Here is an 18583-nt window from a genome sequence, read left to right on the forward strand (position 1 = left end):
CGGATACTACTGCATAACCGATAAACGCCAGAAACAAAAATGGAGCGTTCGCACGCTCCATTCGTTCAACTCGGCAACGTTACTTGCCGACCTGTTTTTCCTTGATTTCAGCCAAGGTCTTGCAGTCTACGCACAGGTCTGCGGTTGGGCGGGCTTCCAGTCGGCGAATACCGATTTCGACGCCGCAGGATTCGCACCAGCCATATTCCTCGTCTTCGATCAGTTGCAGGGTCTTGTCGATCTTTTTGATCAGCTTGCGCTCGCGATCACGGGCACGCAGTTCGAGGGCGAATTCCTCTTCCTGGCTGGCACGGTCTGCCGGGTCCGGGAAGTTGGCCGCTTCGTCCTTCATATGGTCAACCGTGCGGTCGACTTCCTGCATCAAGTCCTGTTTCCACTGCTTCAGGATTTTGGAGAAGTGCTCGCGCATGGGCTTGCCCATGTATTCCTCGCCCTTGGATTCAACGTAGGGCTGGAAACCGCTGATGCTCTGTTGCTTTGCTTGGGTGGACATGAATAGACCGCCTCTCACTCTTCTAATCCATTGCGCAGGATTGCAACGTCACCGACACCTGCCGGCCCTGCGGCTGCAAGCGGGCGAACTTACCAGATAGATTCAGGGTGCGCTACTCCCGGTTGTCGAGGCCCAGGGCAAAGGGGTTGCAAACCGCAGCAGCCCGCCATGACTGGGTATGTATCGCCTCGAATATTGATTTTAGCTGTTTTACGAGCGTGCGCAGGGTGCACTTGCAGCCCCAATCAGGCAATAGAGCATGTTTTACCGTGAGGGTTCGGTAGAATCCAGATTTTGTCCTCACCGTCTAAGGAAGGCTAATGGCTCAGCCCTACAGTGCGCGTAGTCGCGCCATCGAACCCTTTCATGTCATGGCGTTACTGGCGCGTGCCAATGAGCTGCAGGCCGCCGGTCACGACGTGATCCACCTGGAAATCGGCGAGCCGGATTTCACCACCGCCGAGCCGATCATCCAGGCCGGCCAAGCCGCGTTGGCAAACGGTAAGACGCGCTACACCGCCGCCCGCGGCTTGCCCGAATTGCGCGAAGCCATCAGTGGTTTCTACCAGCAACGCTACGGTTTGAGCATCGACCCGCAACGCATTCTGATCACCCCCGGTGGCTCCGGCGCATTGTTGCTGGCCAGCAGTTTGCTGGTGGATCCGGGTAAACATTGGCTGCTGGCGGACCCAGGCTACCCCTGCAACCGACACTTCCTGCGCCTTGTGGAAGGCGCGGCGCAGTTGGTGCCGGTCGGCCCAGACGTACGCTACCAGTTGACCGCCGATCTGGTGGCCAGGCATTGGGACCAGGACAGTGTCGGCGCACTGGTGGCATCGCCCGCCAACCCCACCGGCACGATCCTCACCCGGGACGAGCTGGCTGGGCTGTCGGGCGCCATCAAGGCGCGCAACGGTCATTTGGTGGTCGACGAGATTTATCACGGCCTCACCTACGGCACCGACGCGGCCAGCGTGCTGGAAGTTGATGATGACGCCTTTGTTCTGAATAGTTTTTCGAAGTATTTCGGCATGACCGGCTGGCGCCTCGGTTGGCTGGTGGCGCCCCCTGAAGCGGTGGGTGAACTGGAGAAATTGGCGCAGAACCTCTACATCAGTGCGCCAAGCATGGCCCAGCATGCCGCCTTGGCCTGTTTCACCCCGCAAACCCTGGAGATTCTGGAGCAGCGCCGTGCCGAATTTGGCCGCCGCCGTGACTTCCTGCTGCCGGCCCTGCGTGAGCTGGGGTTCGGTATCGCCGTGGAGCCCGAAGGTGCTTTTTATCTGTATGCCGATATCAGCGCGTTCGGCGGCGATGCCTTCGCGTTTTGCCGGCATTTCCTCGAAACCGAACATGTGGCCTTTACGCCCGGGTTGGATTTCGGTCGCTACCAGGCGGGGCACCATGTGCGTTTTGCCTACACGCAAAACCTTGATCGGCTGCAAGAAGCGGTGGAGCGGATTGCCCGTGGTTTGCGGAGTTGGCAAGGCTGATGCGTTTTAATCCTCCTCTTGAAGAAGGGCGGCTGATCCGCCGCTACAAGCGCTTTCTCACCGATATCGAAACCGTTACCGGCGAGTTGCTCACCATTCACTGCCCTAACACCGGATCGATGCTCAACTGCATGGTCGAAGGTGGCCAGGTCTGGTTCAGCCGTTCTACGGATCCCAAGCGCAAGCTGCCGGGCACGTGGGAAATTGCCGAAACGCCCCAGGGCCGGCTGGCGTGCGTCAACACCGCGCGTGCCAATCAATTGGTGGAAGAAGCCCTGCTGGCCGGTGTGATCACTGAACTCAACGGCTTTACCGCGTTGAAGCGTGAGGTGCCTTATGGCCAGGAGAAAAGCCGCATCGACTTTCGCCTGGATTACCCCCAGGGTGCTGCGTTTGTCGAGGTCAAAAGCGTCACCCTGGGCTTTGATGGCAGCTCAGTGGCGGCTTTCCCCGATGCGGTGACGCAGCGCGGTGCCAAGCACTTGCGTGAGCTGGCCCACCTGGCGCGCGACGGTATACGGGCGGTGCAGTTGTATTGCGTGAACCTGTCGGGGATCGACGCGGTGCGCCCGGCTGTGGAAATCGACGCCGGTTATGCGGCGGCGCTACGTGAGGCCAAGGCTGCAGGTGTGGAGGTGCTCGCCTACGGCGTACGGGTCACGCCGCAGGAGATTTACGTCGAGCGTCGGTTGAAGGTGCTGCTGGGCGACTAGAGATCGACCCACAATCCCTGTTCGTCTTCGCGACCGGGCAGGGCAGTGAGGTGTTGGCCTGCGCAGGGCCCGGCGATGCACTCGCCGCTTTCAATCAGGAACAACGCGCCATGGGTGGCGCATTGGATCAGGCTGGCGCTGTCGTCGAGGAAGCGATCAGGTTGCCATTCCAGTGGGATCCCACGATGGGGGCAGCGGTTGAGATAGAAGTACGCAGTGCCGTCCCGACGCACCGCCAACAGCCTGTGGCCATCGATATCAAAACCGCGGCTGCTGTTGGGGGTGAGGTCGCCTGAGGCGCAGAGAAACTTCATTTCAATCCTTAAGTGCCTTGACGTTCAAATGCAAACAATTATCAAATGCCTGCTTCGCCCGTCAGCTGACTGGGTGCTCAATACGATGCCTGGCAGGGGTTATCTGTCACATCAATGAGTGCTTGAGTGGCCCTGCCCTAGGAAGGAAACCCTGTTATGCGCCTGAGTACCAGCGCTATTGCGCTTGTTGCTTCACTGCTGGTCAACCCTGGGGTGCACGCCTCTGAACTGCCGCAACGCTGGGTCAGTGCTGGCGGGGCGCTGTCGGAGTGGGTGACGGCTCTGGGCGGTGAATCGAAGTTGGTGGGAGTGGATACCACCAGTCAGCATCCCGCCTCGCTCAAGGCCTTGCCAAGCATTGGTTATCAGCGACAGTTGTCAGCCGAAGGCATTCTCAGCCTGCGCCCGCAAATCCTTGTGGGCACGGAGGAAATGGGACCACCGCCGGTGCTGGCACAGATTCGCAGTGCCGGGGTGCAGGTGGATATGTTCTCGGCCCAGCCGGATTTGCCCACGCTCAAAGGCAACCTCGAACACTTGGGGAAACTGCTCGGCAGTGAGGCCCAGGCTGATGCCCTGTTTGCCGGGTATGAGCAGGCGCTGGCACAGCAAAAAAATTGGGTGGTCAAGGCCCAGGCCACGCAAAAAGCTCCAGGCGTGCTGTTGCTGCTCGGCCATGCCGGTGGCAAGCCGCTGATCGCGGGCAAGGACACGGCCGCTGATTGGATGTTGCAGCAGGCTGGAGGGCGTAATCTGGCCACGCACACCGGCTATAAACCGTTTTCCGTCGAGTCGCTGGCGGGGTTGAGCCCTGAGGTGCTGGTGTTTGCCGATCGCGCCCTGACCGGTGACGCGGCACGTGCTGCCTTGTTCAAGGAAAATCCGATCCTTGCCTCTACGCCGGCAGCCAAGAACGGCCGCGTCTTTGAGCTGGATCCGACCTTGCTGGTAGGTGGCCTTGGGCCCCGATTGCCGCAAAGCCTGGAGAAACTGTCTGCCGGTTTTTATCCGTCCCAGCCTAAGCCTGCTCCATGACCACTCTGGTTAAGCCAAAAACGCTGTTTATTGGGCTGTCGCTGCTGTGTGTATTGGCGATCTGGCTTTCATTGGCACTGGGGCCGGTCAGCCTGCCGTTAGTGGACACGCTCAGGGCTGCGCTAAAACTGATGGGCGTACCGATAGAGGCCCAGGGGTTGGAGCAGGCCGAGTTGATCCTGGGGCAGATTCGCCTGCCGCGGACCCTGTTGGGGCTGGCGGTCGGCGGTGTGCTGGCATTGTCGGGCGTGGCGATGCAGGGGTTGTTCCGCAACCCGCTGGCCGATCCTGGCTTGGTCGGCGTGTCCAGCGGGGCAGCGCTGGGAGCGGCGGTGGCGATTGTCGGTGGCTCGCTATTTGGCGGGCTGCCGGATGCTTTCGGGCCGTACCTGTTGTCGCTGTGCGCCTTCCTCGGTGGCCTGGGCGTCACGGCACTGGTCTATCGCCTGGGGCGTCGCAATGGCCAGACCAATGTCGCGACGATGTTGCTTGCCGGTATTGCGCTGACGGCCCTGGCCAGTTCGACCGTGGGCCTGTTTACCTATCTGGCAGACGATGCCACCTTGCGCACCCTGACGTTCTGGAACCTGGGCAGCCTCAATGGTGCAAGTTATTCGCGGTTGTGGCCCTTGTTGCTGGTGAGTGCGGGCGTGGCGCTATGGTTGCCGCGCCGGGCCAAGGCGCTGAACGCGCTGTTGCTGGGTGAGTCCGAGGCCAAGCATCTGGGTGTTGATGTCGAGGGGCTCAAGCGCGAGTTGGTGTTCTGCACGGCCTTGGGCGTTGGCGCCGCAGTGGCAGCGGCGGGCATGATTGGTTTTGTCGGGTTGGTGGTACCGCATCTGGTGCGGCTGCTGGCTGGGCCGGATCATCGGGTGTTGTTACCGGCCTCGGTGTTGGCGGGTGCGAGCCTGCTGCTGTTTGCGGACCTGGTGGCGCGCCTGGCGTTAGCGCCGGCGGAACTGCCGATCGGTATTGTCACCGCGTTTATCGGTGCGCCGTTTTTCCTCTATTTATTGTTACGAGGGCGCGCCTGATGTTGCGGGTAGAAGCGTTGCAGCTCCGGCGCGGTGGTAAGACCGTGCTCGCCGATATCACCTTGGACCTATTGCCGGGCGAAGTGCTGGGCGTTCTGGGCCCCAATGGCGCCGGCAAAAGTACCTTGCTTGGAGCGCTGTGCGGGGAGTTGCAGCCGGATCAGGGCAAGGTGTGGCTGGATCAGCAGGCGCTCAAGCACATGACAGGTGTGCAACGTGCCCAGCGCCTGGCGGTGCTGCCACAATCCTCCACCCTGGACTTTGCCTTTCGTGTCGAAGAGGTGGTGGGCATGGGCCGCTTGCCTCATCAGACCGGGCGAGTGCGCGACGACGAAATCATCAACGCCGCGCTGCAGGCTGCTGATGTAGGCCACCTGAGTGGGCGCAGTTACCTGGCCTTGTCGGGCGGCGAGCGGCAGCGTGTGCACCTGGCACGGGTATTGGCGCAGTTATGGCCGGGTGAGGCAGGGCAGACGTTGTTGCTGGATGAGCCCACATCGATGCTCGACCCTCTGCACCAACACACCACCTTGCAAGCTATCCGGCATTTTGCCGACAGAGGCGCTGCGGTGCTGGTCATCCTGCATGACTTGAACCTGGCGGCGCGTTACTGCGACCGGATCCTGTTGCTGGAAAACGGCCGCCCCCACGCGCTGGATACGCCCTCTAACGTCCTGCAACCAGAGCCGCTCAAGGCTGTATTCGGTCTGGATGTATTGGTACAGCCGCATCCGGAGCGTGGGCATCCGTTGATCATTGCGCGCTGAGGCCGGTTAATTCGCGGGCAAAAAAAGACCCGGCAAGAGCCGGGTCAAATAACCGTGATTAGCCTGATGAGGAGATAATCTGAGAGTCCGAACCAATGGTCTTTCAGTTATCGGCTGATCTCGCGACCAGTTGTGATAATCATAACGATTCTCATTTGAGAGTCAACATCTGTTTTTCTGCTTCATCCATTTTTCTCAAACGCTCGTTTGTAATGCCCGTAAACACTGGGTTTGAGTGCCACTCTAGTTCTTCTGATGCACTGAGATCGCATCCAGCTGACGGTTCAAGGCCTCCTTTCGCTCGGTGGGTATGTCGTTCCAGTGCACATCCATCAATGCCCCTTCAATGGCATACAGCAGAACCTTCGACGCTCGAAACCCGCGCGTGCGCACGGCTCGGTAAGCGTCGACCGCCCCCAGGCGACGCAAGTCGGACGCGCTGTGGATGCCCACCGCATGCAGCCACTGCGCTGACGTCTTGCCAAGGTTTTTCAGGTGTTGCAGCTCATCGTTCATCAAGCCTCCTTGCGTTGGCCGAATGGTGCGGTGGGTGTCGTGACCAGGCAGCCTGAAAATGAGTGTAGCGTTGAGTAGGAAAAGCGTGGTTCTTTGGTCAGAAAGGGCTGAAAAGATTATAAGGATGGCGCGACGGCGCTTACTCGCAGGCAGGCGCAAAGTGCCCGGCAGGCAGGGGATGTGGCAGGAACTCGGTGTGTGGCGTTACTTGGTGCGGTAGCGCAGGCGAGTACCGAAATTGACCGACATGAGTATTTCGTCAGCCGTGAGTTCGGGCGGGAAATAAGCCCCCGATATCTGCGCATGGGCCAGGCTGGCGCCTTCCAGTGAGCAGCCACGCAAGTCCAGGCCGCGCAGGTCGGCAGAGCGAAAATAGGCGTCGGTGAAGTCAATACCGGTGGCGTTCAGGTCGCGCAGGTCCAGCCCTCGAAAGTCGCCACCGCGCATGTCGATGGGGCCATTTTCAGGGCGCTCCTGGTTGAAGCCGCGGATGTCGTCCTTGTGCAGGAGGGCGTAGAGCGGGGTATCAAGAAGCTTTGGCTGACTCATGATCGCGACTCTGGCTGGCGTTATGGAGCCAGTATAGTGCCACTATCGCTGGGTCGCGCGCCGAAGACGACGACGCGACCAAGAAATATTTCTTACAGGCCCGGCAGGTGTTGACGGATATGCCCGACCAACGCGTCGAGCGTCCCGCTTTCATTGGTCTCCACACGCTTGCTGAGCAGCAGCTCCTCGGTAGTCAGCGGGTCACGACTGGCTTGTTGCTCTTCGATAACGGCCAGGGTGGCGTCAGACGGATCGTTTTTATCCGCCTGGCGTTGTGCCAGCCAACTGGTGATAACGGCTTGCGGGGCGTTGCAGTCGAGGATCAGGAACGGCGCGCCAGTGGCTTCGGCAACCTGGGCGGCGGCGTCACGCTGCGCGCGTTTCAAGAACGTGGCGTCCAGCACCACCGGGTAGCCGGCGCGCAGCACGGTGTCGGCAATCTCGTTCAGGCGTGCGTAGGTGGCAGCGCTGGCGTCCTGATTGTAGATACCGGCCTGCAGGGTGTTCTCTACCTGTTGTTCGCCAAACAGGCGCTTGCGCTCTACGTCCGAACGCAGGCGTACCGCGCCCAGGGCTTCGACCAGGCGCATGGCCACGTGGCTCTTGCCCACGGCTGAAACGCCATGGGTGATTGCCAGGAAGCGCGAAGGGATAGTGCTGTAGCTTTCCGCCAGGTTGGCGTAGTTGCGGTACTGGCGCAGGGTGGTAGCGCGTTGCACCGGGTTGGCTTCGCTGGGCATGCTGAACAGCGCAACCTTGGCGCGTACCAATGCACGGTAGGCTTTATAGAAGTTCAGAAGCTCCAGGCCCTGGTAGTCGCCGGTCAGCTCCAGGTACTGGCTTATGAAGCGCCGTGCCAGGCATTTCAGGCCGCGATCTTCCAGGTCCATCGCCAAAAAAGCGGTGTCGGCGTACACGTCGGTAAAGCGGAAAGGCTCGTTGAACTCAATGCAGTCGAAGATCACCACGCGGCCATCGATCAGCGTGGCGTTGCCCAGGTGGATATCGCCGTGGCATTCACGGGTATAACCGTCGAGCTTGCGCTGCGCAAGCAGAGGCTTGAGGCGTTCGAAGCTGCTTTCAGCCCAGGCTTGCAGAGCCTCCAGCTGAGTCAGGTCGGCCTTGTCGCTGAGGAATGGGCGGATTTGGTCGAAGTTCTGGCGTACCGGAGCCATCACCTCTTCCGGCGTGCCGGCGGGGTGATCTTGCGGGACTTTGGGGGCGCTGAGGTGGAATTGCGCAATCTGCTTGGCCATCTCATCGATGTGCGCGCTGGTCAGTTCGCCGTTGGCTTGCAGGGTGCTGAGCATCTGGCTTTGCGGGAACTGGCGCATTTTCAGCGCGTACTCGATGGCTGGGCCGTCGCCACCCAGTTGCGGCGCCTCGGCAGTGCCGGTAATCGGCAACACTTCAAGATACAAGTCTTCGGTCAGGCGCTGGTTGAGGCGCAGTTCCTCGCGGCAGAAATGCCCGCGGTCGTCCAGATTGGTGAAGTCCAGGAAGCCGAAGTTCATCGGTTTCTTCAGCTTATATGCATAGGGGCCCGTCAGTATCACCCAGGAAATATGGGTCTCGATGACTTGAAACGCGTCAACCGGATGAGGGTACAAGGCCGGGTTTTGCAGGGCAGCGATCAGGGTCTGGCTCACGGGCGATCCTTCAAAGTCGGGGGAAAATCATGGGGGGCATTATGGCTGCTGATGCCAGTCGTGCAAACCGCTGTCCGGCTCATGTTGATCATCAATAAAGTGCGTATAATCCGCCGCCATGACTCGAACCCGATCTCCCCGTTCCCGTAAAAAACCTCCTTCCCGCGGCCCGCGCCCTTGGCTGGGCTGGGTGATCAAGCTTGGCCTGGTGGGCCTTGTGGCGGTCGCCGGCCTTGCGGTATACCTCGATGCCGTGGTGCAGGAAAAATTCTCCGGCAAGCGCTGGACGATTCCGGCCAAGGTGTATGCACGCCCGCTGGAGCTGTTCTCTGGTCAGAAGCTGAGCAAGGAAGACTTCCTTACCGAGCTCGATGCGCTGGGCTACCGCCGCGAACCCGTGAGCAATGGCCCTGGCGCTGCGGCGGTCAGCGGTAATACCGTCGACCTGAACACCCGTGGCTTCCAGTTCTACGAAGGCCTGGAAAAAGCCCAGCCGGTGCGCGTGCGTTTCTCTGGCGATTATGTGGCTGAGCTGTCCTCGCTCAATGGCTCCAAGCTGCCGGTGGTGCGTCTCGAACCGTTGCTGATCGGCGGTATTTACCCGAAGAACCTTGAAGATCGCATCCTGATCAAGCTCGATCAGGTACCACCGTATCTGCTGGAAACCCTGGTCGCTGTCGAAGACCGCGATTTCTATAGCCACTGGGGTGTTTCTCCGAAGTCGATTGCCCGCGCTATCTGGGTCAACACTTCCGGCGGCAAGATGACTCAGGGCGGCAGTACGCTGACGCAGCAACTGGTCAAGAACTTCTACCTGACCAACGAGCGCAGCCTGACCCGTAAACTCACCGAAGCCATGATGGCGATGTTGCTGGAGCTGCATTACAGCAAGCAGGAAATCCTTGAGGCTTACCTCAACGAGGTATTCGTCGGGCAGGATGGCCAGCGCGCCGTGCACGGTTTTGGCCTGGCCAGCCAGTTCTTCTTCGGGCAGCCGTTGTCCGAATTGAAATTGCATCAGGTTGCGTTGCTGGTGGGGATGGTCAAGGGGCCGTCCTATTACAACCCGCGCCGCAACCCGGAGCGTGCGCTTGAACGTCGCAACCTGGTGCTCGATGTACTGGAGCAGCAGGGTGTGGCCACCGCTGAACAAGTGGCCGCTGCGAAAAAAATGCCACTGGGTGTGACAACCCGCGGCAAGCTGGCGGATAGCTCGTTCCCGGGCTTTATCGACCTGGTCAAGCGCCAACTGCGCGAAGACTACCGCGACGAAGACTTGACCGAAGAGGGGCTGCGGATCTTCACCAGCTTCGACCCCATCCTGCAGATGAAGGCCGAAGCATCGGTCAACGACACCTTCAAGCGCCTGACTGGCCGTAAAGGCTCGGATGAAGTCGAAGCCGCCATGGTCGTGACCAACCCGGAAACCGGCGAGGTCCAGGCCATGATCGGCAGCCGCCAGGCCAGTTTTGCAGGCTTCAACCGCGCACTGGATGCCGTGCGGCCGATTGGCTCGCTGGTCAAGCCCGCGGTCTATCTCACGGCACTGGAAAAACCCAGCAAGTACACGCTGACCAGTTGGCTGTCCGATGACCCGCTGTCGATCAAAGGTGCGGATGGCCAGGTATGGACGCCCAAGAACTTCGACCGCCGCTCTCATGGCACGGTGTTCCTGTATCAAGGATTGGCGCATTCCTACAACATCTCGACCTCGCGCCTGGGGCTTGAAGTCGGTGTGCCGAATGTGCTGAAGACCCTGGCGCGACTGGGGATCGAACGTGAGTTCCCGGCGTTCCCGTCCATGCTTCTGGGCGCTGCGGCCATGACGCCGATGGAAGTGACCACCATGTACCAGACCCTGGCCAATGGTGGCTTCAATACGCCGATGCGCGGTATTCGCAGTGTGCTGACCGCCGATGGCGAACCGCTCAAGCGCTACCCGTTCCAGATTCAGCAGCGCTTCGACGCCGGCTCCATCTACCTGATCCAGAACGCCATGCAGCGTGTGATGCGCGAGGGTACAGGGCGTTCGGTCTATAGCGTGCTGCCGTCGAACCTGACCCTGGCGGGCAAGACCGGTACCAGTAACGACTCTCGCGACAGCTGGTTCGCGGGTTTCGGCCAGGATGTACTGGCCGTGGTATGGCTGGGGCGCGACGACAATGGCAAGACGCCGTTCACCGGTGCGACAGGCGCGTTGCAGGTATGGACCAGTTTCATGCGCAAGGCTGACCCGTTGCCGCTCAACATGCCGCAGCCGGACAATATCGTGCAGGCCTGGATTGATCCGCACACCGGCCAAGGCTCCGATGCCAACTGTCCGGGCGCGGTGCAGATGCCGTATATTCGCGGCAGCGAACCACCACCCGGCGCCGCGTGCAGTGGCAGTGCCCCTGCTGACGCGGATTCGGTGATGGATTGGGTCAAGGGCTGGATGAATTAAGCAAAGAGGGTTTCAAGTGAACAAGTTGTGGATTCCAGCCATTACGGCTCTGGCTTTGCTCGGCGGTTGCTCCAGCGTGCAGCGCGGCTCTATCCCTGTGGTGGACTCAAGCACGTCCGTCTCCAATAACGACCGCATTTCGGCCAATGGTGGCTTCCGTCAGACCGTGGTCAAACGGCCTGCCCAAGCTGCAACCCAGGCAATTCCACAGGATTCCGGCGTCGTGGTGATGGTGCCCGGCAGTGGGGCTGCAACCTCGGCGCCTATCAGTGCCGAACCATGGACCCCAGGCCCGAGCACTTCCGGGCCGGTGAACTCCACGCCGATTCAAACCGCGCCGGTCAACCAGGGCACCTACAACATGCCTTCTACGCCGAGCGGTATTCCGTCATCGTCCAATGCGGGCGGGTTGTCGGCTGACGAACAACTCGATGGCCCGGTGCTGGCGTTGCTCACAACCGCACAGCAGCAGCAGGCGGGTGGCGATTTGAATGGCGCCTCGTCGAGCCTTGAACGTGCCCAGCGCGTGGCGCCGCGTGAGCCACAAGTGCTCTATCGCCTGGCCCAGGTGCGCATGGCCCAGGGCGATGCGCCCCAGGCGGAGCAGTTCGCTCGCCGTGGCCTGAGCCTGGCCAATGGGCGCCCAGACCTGCAAGCCAGCCTGTGGGCCTTGATCGGGGATGCGCGTGCAGCCCAAGGCGATGCAGCGGGTGCTGCGCAGGCACGGCAAAAAGCCAAGGTCAGCCTCTGATGGATGCGCGTTTTCCCGCGATTGCCGAGCAGTTATTGCTGATCGAGCGCGAACTGCGCGTTCAGGGCTGGTGGGATGAAGTCTCCCCCAGTGCTGAAGCGCTCAGCAGTGTCGAGCCCTTTTCCGTCGATACCTTGGACTTCCACCAGTGGCTGCAGTGGATTTTCCTTGCGCGTATGAAGCAGATCCTGGAACAGGACCTGCCCTTGCCGAATGCGTCGGGGATCCTGGAAATGGCCGAGATGGTCTACGCCGACCGGCCGCGGGAGAGCCTCGGCTTGCGTAACGCGCTGAAAAAGTTCGATCAATTGATCGTCGACGCTCGTTAATTGCCTGACTGCCGGTTTTTCCGGCAGTCTTGCGCACATTTCTACCGCTTGACGACATTCAGGCGAGTTTTATCCCTCCTCAAAGCCCTTTCTTCTACGTTCTCATGCGCTTAGTTGGAAAAAAGCGCAATTATTGCTTGACTTGAAGGGCGTGAAACAGAAGAATCCAAAGTCCGCTGTATCGGGACTGCCAGAAGCAGGCCCGCTCAGCAGATCATGAGGCGCACATCCGCGCCGACCTGTAACACCCGCAACGCGTTACCTCGCGCTGGGTGGGAAAAGCCCGCAACACTTGGGACGATCCCAATACTTGCTCAGTCAGTGCTGACGTAGTCGGCGACCACCGTCGCTCATGCTCTGTTGAGAAGTAAACCTATTAAGACCCGTCGGTTTTTTAACGGACGGTATTCTGGCGTTTTAGAGGTGAACAACGTGGAGCTTTTATCTGGCGGTGAGATGCTCGTCCGCTTTTTGCGTGACGAAGGCGTCGACTATATCTACGGGTACCCAGGTGGTGCTCTGCTGCATGTCTACGACGCACTGTTCAAGGAACCGGCTGTTACCCACATCCTGGTTCGCCACGAACAGGCCGCGACCCATATGGCTGACGGTTACGCCCGTGCCACCGGTAAAGCCGGCGTGGTACTGGTAACGTCCGGCCCAGGCGCAACCAATGCCATTACCGGCATCGCGACTGCGTATATGGACTCCATCCCGATGGTGATCATCTCTGGCCAGGTGCCTAGCACCATGGTCGGCACCGACGCTTTCCAGGAAACCGACATGATCGGTATTTCCCGCCCGATCGTGAAACACAGCTTCATGATCAAGCACGCGTCGGAAATCCCGGAAGTCATGAAAAAGGCGTTCTACCTCGCCCAGTCCGGTCGCCCGGGCCCTGTGGTGGTTGATATCCCGAAAGACATGACCAACCCGGCCGAAAAATTCGAATATGTTTTTCCCAAGAAAGCCAAGCTGCGTTCCTACAGCCCGGCCGTCCGCGGGCACTCGGGGCAAATCCGCAAGGCGGCAGAAATGCTCCTGGCGGCCAAGCGCCCCGTGTTGTACTCCGGCGGTGGCGTGATTCTGGGCGGCGGTTCCGCTCCGTTGACCGAACTGGCCAAGTTGCTCAACCTGCCGGTGACCAACACCCTGATGGGCCTCGGCGCATTCCCGGGTTCGGACCGTCAGTTCGTCGGCATGCTCGGTATGCACGGCAGCTACACCGCCAACCTCACCATGCACCACGCCGATGTGATCCTGGCCGTGGGCGCGCGGTTCGATGACCGAGTGATCAACGGCGCGAGCAAATTCTGCCCGAATGCCAAGATCATCCACATCGACATCGACCCTGCGTCCATCTCCAAGACCATCAAGGCCGATGTGCCAATCGTGGGTCCTGTAGAGAGCGTATTGACCGAAATGGTCGCTGCGCTCAAGGACATCGGCGAAACGCCGAACAAGGAATCCGTTGCCAGCTGGTGGAAGCAGATCGACGAATGGCGCGGTGATCGCGGTCTGTTCCCTTATGACAAGGGTGACGGCAGCATCATCAAGCCACAAACCGTGATCGAAACCCTGTGCGAAGTGACCAAGGGCGACGCCTTTGTGACCTCCGACGTGGGCCAGCACCAGATGTTCGCGGCGCAGTACTACAAGTTCGACAAGCCTAACCGTTGGATCAACTCCGGTGGCCTGGGCACGATGGGCTTTGGTTTCCCTGCGGCCATGGGTGTGAAACTGAGCTTCCCGGATGCCGACGTTGCCTGCGTCACCGGCGAAGGCAGCATCCAGATGAACATCCAGGAACTGTCGACGTGCCTGCAATACGGTCTTCCGGTGAAGATCGTCTGCTTGAACAACGGCGTGCTCGGCATGGTTCGTCAATGGCAGGACATGAGCTACGGTAGCCGTCACTCCCATTCCTACATGGAATCGTTGCCGGACTTCATCAAGTTGGTTGAAGCCTATGGCCACGTCGGCATTCGCATCACTGATTTGAAAGATCTGAAGCCGAAGATGGAAGAAGCGTTTGCCATGAAGGACCGTCTGGTGTTCATCGATATTCAGGTCGATACCAGCGAGCACGTCTATCCGATGCAAATCAAAGACGGCTCTATGCGCGACATGTGGCTGAACAAGACGGAGCGTACTTAATCATGCGGCATATTATCTCCCTGCTTCTGGAGAACGAACCCGGCGCCTTGTCCCGTGTTGTCGGCCTGTTTTCGCAACGCAACTACAACATTGAAAGCCTGACCGTGGCCCCGACCGAAGACCCGACCCTGTCGCGCCTGACGTTGACTACTGTGGGCCACGATGAGGTGATCGAGCAGATCACCAAGAACCTCAACAAGCTGATCGAAGTGGTCAAGCTGGTCGACCTGTCGGAAAGCGCCCACATCGAGCGCGAACTGATGCTGGTCAAGGTCAAGGCCACGGGTGCCCAACGTGCCGAGATCAAGCGCACTACCGATATTTATCGCGGGCAGATCGTCGATGTGAGCGCCAGCGTTTATACCGTTCAACTGACCGGTACAAGCGACAAGCTGGACAGCTTCATCCAGTCGATCGGGACGGCCTCGATTCTGGAAACCGTACGCAGTGGTGTCACCGGGATTGCCCGTGGCGACAAAGTACTCAGCATCTAACCCAAATTAGCGAATGGCCTCACGGCCTGGATATATAGAGGAACCTCATGAAAGTTTATTACGATAAAGATTGTGACCTGTCGATCATCCAGGGCAAGAAAGTCGCCATCATCGGCTACGGTTCCCAGGGCCACGCCCAAGCGTGCAACCTGAAAGACTCCGGCGTTGACGTCACCGTTGGCCTGCGCAAAGGTTCGGCCACCGTAGCCAAGGCTGAAGCCCATGGCCTGAAAGTGACCGACGTTGCTTCTGCTGTCGCGGCTGCCGACCTGGTCATGATTCTGACCCCGGACGAGTTCCAGTCCTCGCTGTACAAGAACGAAATCGAGCCGAACATCAAGAAGGGCGCTACCCTGGCCTTCTCCCACGGCTTCGCGATTCACTACAACCAGGTTGTGCCGCGTGCTGACCTCGACGTGATCATGATCGCGCCGAAAGCACCGGGCCACACCGTGCGTTCCGAGTTCGTCAAAGGCGGCGGTATCCCCGACCTGATCGCGATCTACCAGGATGCGTCGGGCAACGCCAAGAACGTTGCACTGTCCTACGCTGCTGGCGTGGGTGGCGGTCGTACCGGCATCATCGAAACCACGTTCAAGGACGAGACCGAAACCGACCTGTTCGGCGAACAAGCCGTTCTGTGCGGCGGTACCGTTGAGCTGGTAAAAGCCGGTTTCGAAACCTTGGTTGAAGCTGGCTACGCGCCGGAAATGGCCTACTTCGAATGCCTGCACGAACTGAAGCTGATCGTTGACCTCATGTACGAAGGCGGCATCGCCAACATGAACTACTCGATCTCCAACAACGCCGAATACGGCGAGTACGTGACGGGCCCTGAAGTGATCAACGCCGAGTCCCGCCAGGCCATGCGCAACGCCCTGAAACGTATTCAGGACGGCGAATACGCCAAAATGTTCATCAGCGAAGGCGCTACCGGCTACCCTTCGATGACCGCCAAGCGTCGTAACAACGCCGCTCACGGTATCGAAGTCATCGGCGAGCAACTGCGCTCCATGATGCCGTGGATCGGTGCCAACAAGATCGTCGACAAAGCCAAGAACTAAGTCGTACGCATCAAGGGAAAACGCGGCTTAGGCCGCGTTTTTTCGTTTGAGGGGTTGGTTCTGGTATAAAGCTGCATCGTTTGCAGGCGAACACTCGCTGCAAGTATCTGTCGAATTTTTTCACACCGTTGCAAGGTAAAGTCCATGAGCGAACGTCCCGAAGAGCCAAACCAGGCTTCCGACGCCGAAAGCATGCTGCCGATCGATGAACATGTCGAAGAAGGGCATGACGCCGAAGGCCGCAAGGTCCGGCATCGTGGCATCTATCTGCTGCCCAACCTGTTCACCACGGCGAACCTGTTCGCCGGCTTCTACTCCATCATCAACTCCATGAGTGCCCAGAGCGCGCTGGCGGCGGGTGATGCGGCGAGTGCCAGCAAATACTTTGGCTTTGCTGCTATCGCAATTTTCGTGGCCATGGTGCTCGACGGCCTGGATGGTCGCGTGGCGCGCATGACCAATACTCAAAGCGCTTTTGGCGCCGAGTACGACTCGCTGTCGGACATGGTCGCCTTCGGTGTTGCCCCCGCATTGCTGGCATTTGCCTGGGCATTGGGTGACATGGGCAAGGTTGGCTGGATGGTTGCCTTCATCTATGTCGCGGGTGCCGCTTTGCGCCTGGCGCGCTTCAACACCCAGGTGGGGACTGCCGACAAGCGCTACTTCATCGGCCTTGCCAGCCCGGCAGCGGCGGGTGTTGTCGCGGGGATTGTCTGGGCGTTCAGTGATTACGGGATTCAGGGATCGAAGATGTCGTTCCTGGTTGCCCTGATGGTGGCAGCGGCCGGCATGCTGATGGTCAGCAACATCAAGTACAACAGCTTCAAGGAATTTGACCTCAAAGGGCGCGTGCCTTTCGTGGCCATCCTTGTGGTGGTGCTGGTGTTCGCGGTCGTGTTCAGTGATCCACCGCGTATCCTGCTGCTGGCGTTCCTGGCCTACGCCGCTTCGGGTCCGATTCAGTACTTGTTGCGTCTGCGTCGGGACAAAACATTGTCTTAATGTAATTTCCCCCATACTCCGCAGTCTATTGGTGCATCAGTTCTCCAACGCTGCGGAGTTACCATGTTAATCAAATTACCCAAAGCGTCCGATTGTCACGAATCGGACGTCACGCCTGAATCCTTCTATCTCTCTCGCCGCAGCCTGCTCGGTGGTGCGCTTGCTGGTATTGCCGCCAGCAGCTTGCCGCGTTGGGCCAGTGCGAGCGATGCTTCGCGGTATGCCGACGTCGAGCCGGGCAGCGCGCCCAACTGGTTTACGGAAAAACTTCCGAACACGACGTGGCAATCGGTGACGGTCAAGGATGAGGCCATCACGCCATTCAAGGATGCAACTCACTACAACAACTTCTATGAGTTCGGGACAGGCAAGGGCGATCCGGCAACGAATGCGGGCTCGCTCAAGACGCAGCCCTGGAGTGTGGTGATTGATGGTGAAGTCGCAAAACCTGGGCGCTATGCCCTGGAGGACTTCATGAAACCCTATGCGCTGGAAGAGCGCATCTACCGTCTGCGTTGCGTCGAGGCATGGTCCATGGTGATTCCGTGGATAGGTTTTCCCATCTCGGCGTTGCTCAAGCAGGTCGAGCCAACCTCCAAAGCCAAGTACATCCGTTTTGAAACCCTCCAGGATCCCAAGAGCATGCCTGGGCAACGCTCAAGTTTCGGCTTGATCGACTGGCCTTATGTGGAAGGGCTGCGCCTGGATGAGGCGATGAATCCTTTGGCGATCCTCGCTGTGGGCATGTATGGGCGGGAGTTGCCTAACCAGAACGGCGCGCCGTTGCGCTTGGTGGTGCCGTGGAAGTATGGCTTCAAGAGTGTGAAGTCCATCGTACGTATCAGTCTGGTCAGTGAGCAGCCGAAAACGACCTGGCAAAGTATTGCTGCCGATGAGTATGGGTTTTATGCGAATGTGAATCCTACGGTCGATCATCCGCGCTGGACCCAGGCGCGGGAGCGCCGCCTGCCGAGCGGCCTGTTCAGTCCGAATGTGCGCCAGACGCAGATGTTCAATGGCTATTCGGATGAGGTCGCTTCTTTATATGCAGGCCTCGATCTGCGGAAGAACTACTGATGCGCTATCCCATCTGGCGCATCGGCGTGTTTGTAGCCGCAGCAGTGTGGCCATTGCTCTGGCTGTATGAAGCGTGGAGCTCTGCGCTGGGGCCTGATCCAGGCAAGGTGCTCGTTGATCGCCTGGGTTTGGGGACGCTCATTTTATTGCTGATCACGCTTGCTATGACGCCGCTGCAGAAATTGAGCGGTTGGGCGGGGTGGATAGCGGTGCGGCGACAGTTGGGGCTGTGGTGCTTTGCTTATGTTGTGCTGCACCTGGCGGCCTATTGTGTGTTTGTCCTGGGGCTGGATTGGTCGCAGCTCGGCGTAGAGTTGAGCAAGCGGCCCTACATCATTGTGGGGGCGCTGGGGTTTGTTGCTCTCCTTATCTTGGCCGTCACGTCGAACCGCTATAGCCAGCGTCGGTTGGGGAGTCGATGGAAGAAGCTGCATCGTCTGGTCTATGTGATTCTTGGGCTCGGTTTGCTGCACATGCTATGGATAGTGCGGGCGGACCTGAAGGAGTGGGCCATCTACGCGTCTATAGGTGCGCTACTTCTGTTGATGCGGGTGCCGCCGGTAATGCGTCGAATCCCTCGCCTTATTGCTAAAAAAGCGCCTTCTGCCACAAAAGCGTAATTAAGCCTTGACGGCAGATTCTGGAAGCCTATAATTCGCCCCACTTCCGGCGCAGTCGAAAC

19 protein-coding genes are annotated in these 18583 nt (G+C 59.4%); 14 read left to right on the plus strand and 5 right to left on the minus strand.

What is annotated here, in order from left to right; all coding sequences use genetic code 11:
• Window positions 1-79: 79 nt before the first annotated feature.
• Window positions 80-514 carry an RNA polymerase-binding protein DksA gene (dksA, locus tag AC4PS6_RS24885; protein WP_005791430.1) on the minus strand — a complete coding sequence of 145 codons (435 nt, stop codon included), beginning with the start codon at window positions 512-514 and terminating at the stop codon, window positions 80-82.
• Window positions 515-834: 320 nt separating this feature from the next.
• Between dksA and AC4PS6_RS24890 the strand changes: the two genes are divergently transcribed.
• Window positions 835-2007: a pyridoxal phosphate-dependent aminotransferase gene (locus AC4PS6_RS24890; RefSeq protein ID WP_014719940.1), complete on the plus strand. Its 1173-nt coding sequence runs from the start codon at window positions 835-837 to the stop codon at window positions 2005-2007.
• On the plus strand, window positions 2007-2720 hold the full coding sequence (gene sfsA, locus AC4PS6_RS24895; RefSeq protein ID WP_014719939.1) for a DNA/RNA nuclease SfsA: 714 nt from the start codon (window positions 2007-2009) through the stop codon (window positions 2718-2720). The genes AC4PS6_RS24890 and sfsA overlap by 1 nt, the downstream gene beginning before the upstream one ends.
• On the opposite strand, the gene AC4PS6_RS24900 is transcribed toward sfsA, so the two are convergent.
• Window positions 2717-3034 carry a Rieske (2Fe-2S) protein gene (locus AC4PS6_RS24900; protein ID WP_014719938.1) on the minus strand — a complete coding sequence of 106 codons (318 nt, stop codon included), beginning with the start codon at window positions 3032-3034 and terminating at the stop codon, window positions 2717-2719. The genes sfsA and AC4PS6_RS24900 overlap by 4 nt on opposite strands.
• A gap of 156 nt (window positions 3035-3190) precedes the next feature.
• Here AC4PS6_RS24900 and AC4PS6_RS24905 point away from each other — a divergent pair, with 156 nt between their 5' ends.
• From AC4PS6_RS24905 to AC4PS6_RS24915, 3 genes are read left to right on the plus strand one after another with little or no spacing between them, the layout of a single operon-like run.
• Window positions 3191-4069, plus strand: coding sequence for a heme/hemin ABC transporter substrate-binding protein (locus tag AC4PS6_RS24905; protein WP_014719937.1), 879 nt, complete (start codon window positions 3191-3193; stop codon window positions 4067-4069).
• Entirely contained in the window at window positions 4066-5103 is a 1038-nt protein-coding gene (locus AC4PS6_RS24910; RefSeq protein ID WP_014719936.1) for a FecCD family ABC transporter permease, read from the plus strand. Before AC4PS6_RS24905 ends, AC4PS6_RS24910 begins: the two co-directional genes overlap by 4 nt.
• Window positions 5103-5870, plus strand: a complete 768-nt coding sequence (locus tag AC4PS6_RS24915) for a heme ABC transporter ATP-binding protein (protein ID WP_492181054.1) — start codon at window positions 5103-5105, stop codon at window positions 5868-5870. Before AC4PS6_RS24910 ends, AC4PS6_RS24915 begins: the two co-directional genes overlap by 1 nt.
• A 243-nt stretch (window positions 5871-6113) precedes the next feature.
• Here AC4PS6_RS24915 and AC4PS6_RS24920 read toward each other — a convergent pair whose 3' ends face one another.
• The 3 genes from AC4PS6_RS24920 to AC4PS6_RS24930 all read right to left on the minus strand — a co-directional run bounded on the left by AC4PS6_RS24920 (window position 6114) and on the right by AC4PS6_RS24930 (window position 8584).
• A complete protein-coding gene (locus AC4PS6_RS24920; protein WP_166406251.1) occupies window positions 6114-6386 on the minus strand; it encodes a TfoX/Sxy family protein in 273 nt (90 codons plus the stop codon).
• 204 nt (window positions 6387-6590) lie between these two features.
• Window positions 6591-6935, minus strand: coding sequence for a pentapeptide repeat-containing protein (locus AC4PS6_RS24925; protein ID WP_014719933.1), 345 nt, complete (start codon window positions 6933-6935; stop codon window positions 6591-6593).
• A gap of 92 nt (window positions 6936-7027) precedes the next feature.
• On the minus strand, window positions 7028-8584 hold the full coding sequence (locus tag AC4PS6_RS24930; protein ID WP_014719932.1) for a bifunctional aminoglycoside phosphotransferase/ATP-binding protein: 1557 nt from the start codon (window positions 8582-8584) through the stop codon (window positions 7028-7030).
• Between the two features lie 118 nt (window positions 8585-8702).
• Between AC4PS6_RS24930 and mrcB the strand changes: the two genes are divergently transcribed.
• The 9 genes from mrcB to msrQ all read left to right on the plus strand — a co-directional run bounded on the left by mrcB (window position 8703) and on the right by msrQ (window position 18521).
• Entirely contained in the window at window positions 8703-11027 is a 2325-nt protein-coding gene (gene mrcB / locus AC4PS6_RS24935) for a penicillin-binding protein 1B (protein WP_014719931.1), read from the plus strand.
• A 16-nt stretch (window positions 11028-11043) separates the two neighbouring features.
• Window positions 11044-11778 carry a tetratricopeptide repeat protein gene (locus tag AC4PS6_RS24940; protein WP_032902681.1) on the plus strand — a complete coding sequence of 245 codons (735 nt, stop codon included), beginning with the start codon at window positions 11044-11046 and terminating at the stop codon, window positions 11776-11778.
• Window positions 11778-12107 carry a YqcC family protein gene (locus tag AC4PS6_RS24945; protein WP_014719929.1) on the plus strand — a complete coding sequence of 110 codons (330 nt, stop codon included), beginning with the start codon at window positions 11778-11780 and terminating at the stop codon, window positions 12105-12107. Before AC4PS6_RS24940 ends, AC4PS6_RS24945 begins: the two co-directional genes overlap by 1 nt.
• Before the next feature lie 432 nt (window positions 12108-12539).
• Window positions 12540-14264: an acetolactate synthase 3 large subunit gene (locus tag AC4PS6_RS24950; RefSeq protein WP_014719928.1), complete on the plus strand. Its 1725-nt coding sequence runs from the start codon at window positions 12540-12542 to the stop codon at window positions 14262-14264.
• Between the two features lie 2 nt (window positions 14265-14266).
• On the plus strand, window positions 14267-14758 hold the full coding sequence (gene ilvN, locus AC4PS6_RS24955; RefSeq protein ID WP_003176102.1) for an acetolactate synthase small subunit: 492 nt from the start codon (window positions 14267-14269) through the stop codon (window positions 14756-14758).
• A gap of 47 nt (window positions 14759-14805) precedes the next feature.
• Complete coding sequence (ilvC, locus tag AC4PS6_RS24960) at window positions 14806-15822, plus strand: ketol-acid reductoisomerase (protein WP_003194132.1); 1017 nt, start codon at window positions 14806-14808, stop codon at window positions 15820-15822.
• Window positions 15823-15966: 144 nt separating this feature from the next.
• Entirely contained in the window at window positions 15967-16824 is an 858-nt protein-coding gene (gene pssA / locus AC4PS6_RS24965) for a CDP-diacylglycerol--serine O-phosphatidyltransferase (RefSeq protein WP_014719927.1), read from the plus strand.
• A 63-nt stretch (window positions 16825-16887) separates the two neighbouring features.
• A complete protein-coding gene (gene msrP, locus AC4PS6_RS24970; protein ID WP_020301782.1) occupies window positions 16888-17901 on the plus strand; it encodes a protein-methionine-sulfoxide reductase catalytic subunit MsrP in 1014 nt (337 codons plus the stop codon).
• On the plus strand, window positions 17901-18521 hold the full coding sequence (msrQ, locus tag AC4PS6_RS24975; protein ID WP_020301783.1) for a protein-methionine-sulfoxide reductase heme-binding subunit MsrQ: 621 nt from the start codon (window positions 17901-17903) through the stop codon (window positions 18519-18521). Before msrP ends, msrQ begins: the two co-directional genes overlap by 1 nt.
• Window positions 18522-18583: the final 62 nt, after the last annotated feature.

This window comes from Pseudomonas sp. DW-iso17, assembly GCF_058725345.1.

Bases quoted from the DNA above. Each gene is read 5' to 3' on its own strand.
- sfsA (WP_014719939.1), top strand. From the start codon at position 2,007: ATGCGTTTTAATCCTCCTCTTGAAGAAGGGCGGCTGATCCGCCGCTAC.
- dksA (WP_005791430.1), bottom strand. From the start codon at position 514: ATGTCCACCCAAGCAAAGCAACAGAGCATCAGCGGTTTCCAGCCCTAC.
- mrcB (WP_014719931.1), top strand. From the start codon at position 8,703: ATGACTCGAACCCGATCTCCCCGTTCCCGTAAAAAACCTCCTTCCCGC.
- pssA (WP_014719927.1), top strand. From the start codon at position 15,967: ATGAGCGAACGTCCCGAAGAGCCAAACCAGGCTTCCGACGCCGAAAGC.
- ilvN (WP_003176102.1), top strand. From the start codon at position 14,267: ATGCGGCATATTATCTCCCTGCTTCTGGAGAACGAACCCGGCGCCTTG.
- AC4PS6_RS24900 (WP_014719938.1), bottom strand. From the start codon at position 3,034: ATGAAGTTTCTCTGCGCCTCAGGCGACCTCACCCCCAACAGCAGCCGC.
- AC4PS6_RS24905 (WP_014719937.1), top strand. From the start codon at position 3,191: ATGCGCCTGAGTACCAGCGCTATTGCGCTTGTTGCTTCACTGCTGGTC.
- AC4PS6_RS24925 (WP_014719933.1), bottom strand. From the start codon at position 6,935: ATGAGTCAGCCAAAGCTTCTTGATACCCCGCTCTACGCCCTCCTGCAC.
- msrP (WP_020301782.1), top strand. From the start codon at position 16,888: ATGTTAATCAAATTACCCAAAGCGTCCGATTGTCACGAATCGGACGTC.
- AC4PS6_RS24910 (WP_014719936.1), top strand. From the start codon at position 4,066: ATGACCACTCTGGTTAAGCCAAAAACGCTGTTTATTGGGCTGTCGCTG.
- AC4PS6_RS24915 (WP_492181054.1), top strand. From the start codon at position 5,103: ATGTTGCGGGTAGAAGCGTTGCAGCTCCGGCGCGGTGGTAAGACCGTG.
- AC4PS6_RS24945 (WP_014719929.1), top strand. From the start codon at position 11,778: ATGGATGCGCGTTTTCCCGCGATTGCCGAGCAGTTATTGCTGATCGAG.
- ilvC (WP_003194132.1), top strand. From the start codon at position 14,806: ATGAAAGTTTATTACGATAAAGATTGTGACCTGTCGATCATCCAGGGC.
- AC4PS6_RS24920 (WP_166406251.1), bottom strand. From the start codon at position 6,386: ATGAACGATGAGCTGCAACACCTGAAAAACCTTGGCAAGACGTCAGCG.
- msrQ (WP_020301783.1), top strand. From the start codon at position 17,901: ATGCGCTATCCCATCTGGCGCATCGGCGTGTTTGTAGCCGCAGCAGTG.
- AC4PS6_RS24890 (WP_014719940.1), top strand. From the start codon at position 835: ATGGCTCAGCCCTACAGTGCGCGTAGTCGCGCCATCGAACCCTTTCAT.